Here is a 5685-nt window from a genome sequence, read left to right as displayed (position 1 = left end):
AATCTCCCATGCTATCCTTTCATTCAAAACCCTTCCTCCGAAGCGGGATGCAAAAGTAGGGAATTTTACCGTACGCACAAACAAAATATCACTATAAACGCAGAGTTTAAGGTAAGTGCATGGTTTTCAAGAAGAAAAAATAACGGGCAGGGTAAAACTTTTTGGAGAAAACGTTGTTCATGGGGCTGCCGACCCCTCAGGCTTCCGAAGTTTTCCCTGCACCCAGCCGTTTGAAAATCAGGAAGACCCTGCCAGATAAACCCGACTATAGTGGAAAACCCACAGGTGAGGAACGAACCGAGGATTTGGAACAAAGGGCGGGACTGTACTTATATAGCAGCACTGCCTCTGCTTTGCTAAAAAAAAACAAGCACACTATATAGTATAAGAATAACGGACCCAACCCGAACAGCCTTCCGAAGTTTCCCTTACGCCTGGCACCTCAAAACTTTGGAAGCTATCGGATATATATTATATGCAATGAATGCCACAGATAAATACACTCCTTTATATATGTTAAAAATTGTTAACTGTTATATTGTACTGAATTGCTTTGCATAGCTTAGCGGCCAATTGTTTTTATTGATGTTATCGTATTATTAATTATCTTTGCAGAATGTTTAAAGTTAAACACTTAATTATTTTAGTATTTGTTGCCGCTTTGGGTATTGCGGGTTGTAAAAGTCGTTTCGAGAAATTGAGAGCGAGTAACGACGTTGCAAAAAAATATCAGGAGGCTCTTCGTTTGTATAATAAACGCGATTACAGTAAAGCATTGGTGCTTTTTGAGGATCTTTCTCAAAAATACCGTGGCCGTGCAGAAGCTGAGGATCTAAACTATTATTATGCTTATACACTATATAGGTTAAGTGATTATACAACGGCCAGATACCAGTTTAAAAGTTTTGCCGATACTTATCCGGCAAGTAAAAATGCTGAAGAAGCCAGGTACATGGGTGCTTATTGTTTCTATTTAGAATCTCCGGCTTTCTCTTTAGATCAGGAAAACACCTATAAGGCTATTGATGCCTTACAATTGTTTATCAACTTATACCCTACCAGTGACCGCGCTGCTGCCGCCGGTAAATATATTGCCACATTAAGGGGTAAATTAGAGGATAAAGCTTTTGAAAACGCTAAAATGTATTTAACTACCGGACCAAGTAACGTAGATAACTATAGAGCAGCGGTTATCGCTTTAAAAAACGCACAAAGAGATTTCCCGGATATTAAATATGCTGAGGAAATGGACTTTTTAATGATTAAGGCACAATATTTATATGCTAAAAACAGTTATGTAATCCGTCAGGAAGACCGCTATAACGAAGCTAATGCTTTGTATACAGAGTTTACTGAAAATCACCCAGACAGCAAATTTACCAAAGAGGCAAAACTGCTTAAAGAGGATGTTGACGCCGGTATAGTGGCTACAAAACAGGAACTTGCATTATATGCAGCTGATCAGGAAAAATACAAGCAGATGTTGATTAGAACTGGTAAACTAAAAGATACCATTTCTCAAAAACCAACTAACGCTGATAACACGAATATTAAAAACAAGTAATACATGAATACTAACAAACCTGCTGTACCAAATACTACAGTAACCAGAAACGTACACGATTTAGATAAAACTACAGATAACTTATACGAATCTTTAGTTGTTATTGCTAAAAGAGCAAATCAGATTTCGAACAACGTTAAAGAAGAGTTACACGGTAAATTGGCAGAATTTGCTTCGAGCAACGATAATTTAGAAGAAATTTTCGAAAACCGCGAGCAGATTGAAATCAGCAAACACTACGAGCGTATGCCTAAGCCTGTTTTGGTTGCTATTGATGAATTTTTGAATGAAAAAATTTATCACAGAAATCCTGCTAAAGAACAACAAAAGTAATTAGCAGAGGGCAAAGAGCATGGCGCAGTTTTATAAGCATATCAATGCTCTATGCCCCATGCCCAACACGCTATGCTAAAAAATAAAAATATAATCCTTGGCGTTTGCGGTAGCATCGCGGCATATAAATCGGCATTTTTGGTTCGATTGCTCGTTAAAGCTGGTGCAAACGTTAAGGTTATCCTTACCCCTGATGGTGCTAATTTCATTACACCACTTACCCTTGCTACGCTTTCTAAAAACCCTGTTTATACCCAATACTTCGAAGAAGAAACTGGTGTATGGAGCAACCATGTCGAATTAGGACTGTGGGCCGATTTAATGATCATCGCTCCGATAAGTGCCAATACCCTGGCCAAACTGGCAACGGGAATCTGCGATAATTTACTAACTGCGGTTTATCTTTCGGCTAAATGTCCCGTTTATGTTGCCCCGGCAATGGATCTGGATATGTGGAAACACGAAACGACCCAAGGCAATATCCAAAAGATCATCAGTTTTGGCAATACGGTTATCGCGCCTGCCAATGGCGAACTTGCCAGTGGCCTTTGGGGTGAGGGCCGAATGGCCGAACCTGAAGAAATCGTTTCTTTTCTGGATAGTGCCATAAAAAAATCGATGCCCTTATTTGGCAAAAAGATAATGGTAACTGCTGGCCCTACTTATGAAGCTATAGATCCTGTACGTTTTATAGGCAACCATTCATCTGGCAAAATGGGTTTTGCACTTGCAGATGAATTGTCAAAACTTGGTGCTGAGGTTACCTTAATTGCCGGACCAACTGCACAAAAGGCGACTCAAACTTTAAAAAGAATTGATGTGGTGAGTGCGCAGGATATGTTCGATGCCTGTTCATCCTTATTCCCTGAAACAGATATTACCGTGATGTGTGCCGCTGTGGCCGACTACCGTCCGAAATCGGTTTCGACTCAAAAAATCAAAAAACAAGATGGCGATCTGGTTCTGGAACTGGAAAAAACTACGGATATCCTCGCGTCTTTAGGTGCAACAAAAAAAGCACATCAAATTTTAGTGGGTTTTGCTTTAGAAACCAATGATGAAGAAAATTATGCCAAAGGCAAACTGGAGAAGAAAAATTTAGACCTGGTTGTTTTAAATTCTTTAAATGATAAAGGTGCAGGTTTTAAATCGGATACCAATAAAATTACTATTTTTAACAAAGCTTTAGAACGGACTATATTTGAAACGAAATCGAAAACAGACGTGGCTAAAGATATATGTGCTGCCATTTTAAAAATTACGAAATGATAAAAAAGATTGTTTGGATATTGTTATTGGTTGGTTTTGGCAAACTGCAGGCGCAGGAGTTAAATGCAAGGGTAACTTTGCTGGCGCCCCAGGTTTCGAATATCAGTAAACCAACTATAGAGGCTTTACAAAAAACAATCCGCGATTTTTTAAATAACAACAAGTTCAGTAACGAAAGTTATAAACCTCAGGAACGCATTGATTGCAGTTTTATCATCACCATCAACTCCTGGGATGGCGGATCTGGTTATACCGCCGAAGCGCAGATTCAGAGCAGTCGCCCGGTTTTTAACAGTTCTTATAACAGCACCTTGTTAAACATGAGCGATAAAAATTTCGATTTTAGTTTTAACGACGGCTCCACAATCGATTTTTCTGATCAGAACTACATCTCCAATATCAGTGCCCTTCTCTCCTACTATGCATATACCATTATTGGTATGGATAAAGATAGTTTTAGCAAAATGGGCGGAACCCCTTTTTATAAAAAAGCACAAAATATTATCAATTTGGCCCAGGCTTCGGGAAACACCGGTTGGAGAGCAGCCGATGGTTTACGCAACCGTTTTTGGTTCAACGAAAATGTTTTGAACCCAATTTTTGCCGAGCTCCGTAATTTCATTTACAGTTATCATTTAAGCGGCCTGGATCAGCTTACCGACAATGATAAAGGACTAACTCAAATTGTTGCCGCCCTGCCCGCTCTGCAACAAATGGACAAACAGAAACTGGGCTCCATTTTCCCAAATGTTTATTTCGCCTCTAAAGCAGAAGAAGTAACGAATGTACTTTCTAAACTCAACGGACAGGAACGTATGAAAGCCTACAACATGTTGGCCGATATTGATCCGGCGAATATTGGTAAATACGAGGGACTGAAGAGGAATTAGATTTTTTGGTTAACTGGTTAATTGTTTAAATTGGTTAATTGTACATCGTGCCTATCAGTTAACCATTTTCAACGGTTAACCGCTATAACGCATTGGATGGCCTAAATATAGTTTCTAAAAATGATGAAAAGATTTTTATTAATTACGATCTGTCTTTTACCATTAAACCTACTGGCGCAATCTTCATTTAAAATTAAAGGCTTTGGCAAGGCTTATAAAGATGGTGATAAGATGTTTTTATCTTTTAGGCAAGGTGATCAGTTAATTCAAGATTCTACTTTAGTAAACAAAGGATCGTTTGAGTTTAAAGGAACTTTTAAAACTAAAGTGAGAGGCTATATTTGCCGAAATGACAACCCTCGTTACGCATCCGAACTATTTGATGCGTTTGATGTTTACATCGAATCAGGGCAGATTACACTGCATTCTCCAGATACTTTAAACAATTCCATTATTTCGGGGACTCCATTAAATAATGATTATGCCTCACTTTGTGCGGCATTAAGGCCTCTGACAGAAAAAACAAGAAAATTAAAAGACCCAAATAAACTAAGCGCAGAGGAATTGAAAGATACAGCCTTGGTAAACCTAACAAAAGCACATATTATAGATGCATATGATGAAACTTTTCCCATCCAATTTAATTTTGTAGACACACATCCAAATTCTTATGTAAGCTTATTCGCTTTAGTTAAAATGGCACGCTCCAGTAAGTATCTATCAGAGGTAGAACAAAGTTTTGCCAAATTATCTGCTGTGCTCAAAGCCATGCCAGAAGGTTTAGAAATTGCCAACAGGATTAAGGAAGGGAAAAAGATTTCAGTTGGGATGATGGCAAAAGACTTTACTCAGAATGATATAAATGGCAAGCCCGTTAAACTTTCATCCTATCTGAATAAATATGTTCTTGTTGATTTTTGGGCTTCCTGGTGTCAACCTTGCAGGGAAGAAAATCCTAATGTTTCGGCTGTATATGAACTGTATAAGACAAAAAGTTTTATTGTGCTAAGCGTATCGATCGATACCGATAAAGCGAACTGGCTAAATGCCATCAAGGAAGATCACTTGCCCTGGATGCAGGTATCTGATCTTAAGAAAGAAAATGAAGCGGTTAAACTTTATGGCATTACTTCCATCCCATCAAATGTACTTATAGATCCTAGCGGAAAAATAATTGCCAAGGATATTAAAGGAAAACAACTACGCGATAAAATGGCCGAATTGTTAGGCGGTAAATAATTGATAAAATTGGTAAACTGGTTTTTGGGTTAACTGGTTAATTGTTCAAATCGGTTAATTGTACACCATGCCCTTAGTTAACCGATTAACTAGTTTAAACAATTAACCCTTTATAGGTTTAACTACACAATTGAATTTTAATTGTAGACCGTGCCTCATCAGTTAACCGATTAACCAGTTTAAACAATTAACCCTTTATAGGTTTAACTTCACAATTGAATTTTAATTGTAGACCGTGTCTCATCAATTAACCGATTAATCAGTTTAAACAATTATCCCTTTATAGGTTTAATACATAATGGAATTTCCCTATCATTTTGTTGTCCAATTAAAATGTTCAATTTTTAGAAAATCAGCATCAGCATTTCAATTAAAGCTAGTCCTGCTTTT

General features: G+C 37.9%; 5 protein-coding genes. All 5 read left to right on the top strand.

Annotated elements, in window-relative coordinates; translation table 11 throughout:
* Positions 1-616 precede the first annotated feature (616 nt).
* The 5 genes from R2S57_RS30080 to R2S57_RS30060 all read left to right on the top strand — a co-directional run bounded on the left by R2S57_RS30080 (position 617) and on the right by R2S57_RS30060 (position 5295).
* Positions 617-1564 (top strand): outer membrane protein assembly factor BamD, encoded by a 948-nt coding sequence (locus tag R2S57_RS30080; RefSeq protein WP_316848607.1) that lies wholly within the window; start codon positions 617-619, stop codon positions 1562-1564.
* A 3-nt stretch (positions 1565-1567) separates the two neighbouring features.
* The gene (locus tag R2S57_RS30075) at positions 1568-1897 is read left to right on the top strand and encodes a DNA-directed RNA polymerase subunit omega (RefSeq protein WP_316848606.1); all 330 of its coding nucleotides are present in this window, start codon (positions 1568-1570) and stop codon (positions 1895-1897) included.
* Between the two features lie 72 nt (positions 1898-1969).
* Entirely contained in the window at positions 1970-3166 is a 1197-nt protein-coding gene (gene coaBC, locus R2S57_RS30070; RefSeq protein WP_316848605.1) for a bifunctional phosphopantothenoylcysteine decarboxylase/phosphopantothenate--cysteine ligase CoaBC, read from the top strand.
* The gene (locus R2S57_RS30065) at positions 3163-4056 is read left to right on the top strand and encodes a DUF4835 family protein (RefSeq protein WP_316848604.1); all 894 of its coding nucleotides are present in this window, start codon (positions 3163-3165) and stop codon (positions 4054-4056) included. The genes coaBC and R2S57_RS30065 overlap by 4 nt, the downstream gene beginning before the upstream one ends.
* Before the next feature lie 120 nt (positions 4057-4176).
* Positions 4177-5295, top strand: a complete 1119-nt coding sequence (locus R2S57_RS30060; protein WP_316848603.1) for a TlpA disulfide reductase family protein — start codon at positions 4177-4179, stop codon at positions 5293-5295.
* Positions 5296-5685: the final 390 nt, after the last annotated feature.

Origin of the sequence: Pedobacter psychrodurus, from assembly GCF_032678585.1 — a bacterium.
GTDB lineage: Bacteria > Bacteroidota > Bacteroidia > Sphingobacteriales > Sphingobacteriaceae > Pedobacter > Pedobacter psychrodurus_A.
This window is presented reverse-complemented; position numbering and strand designations above follow the sequence as displayed.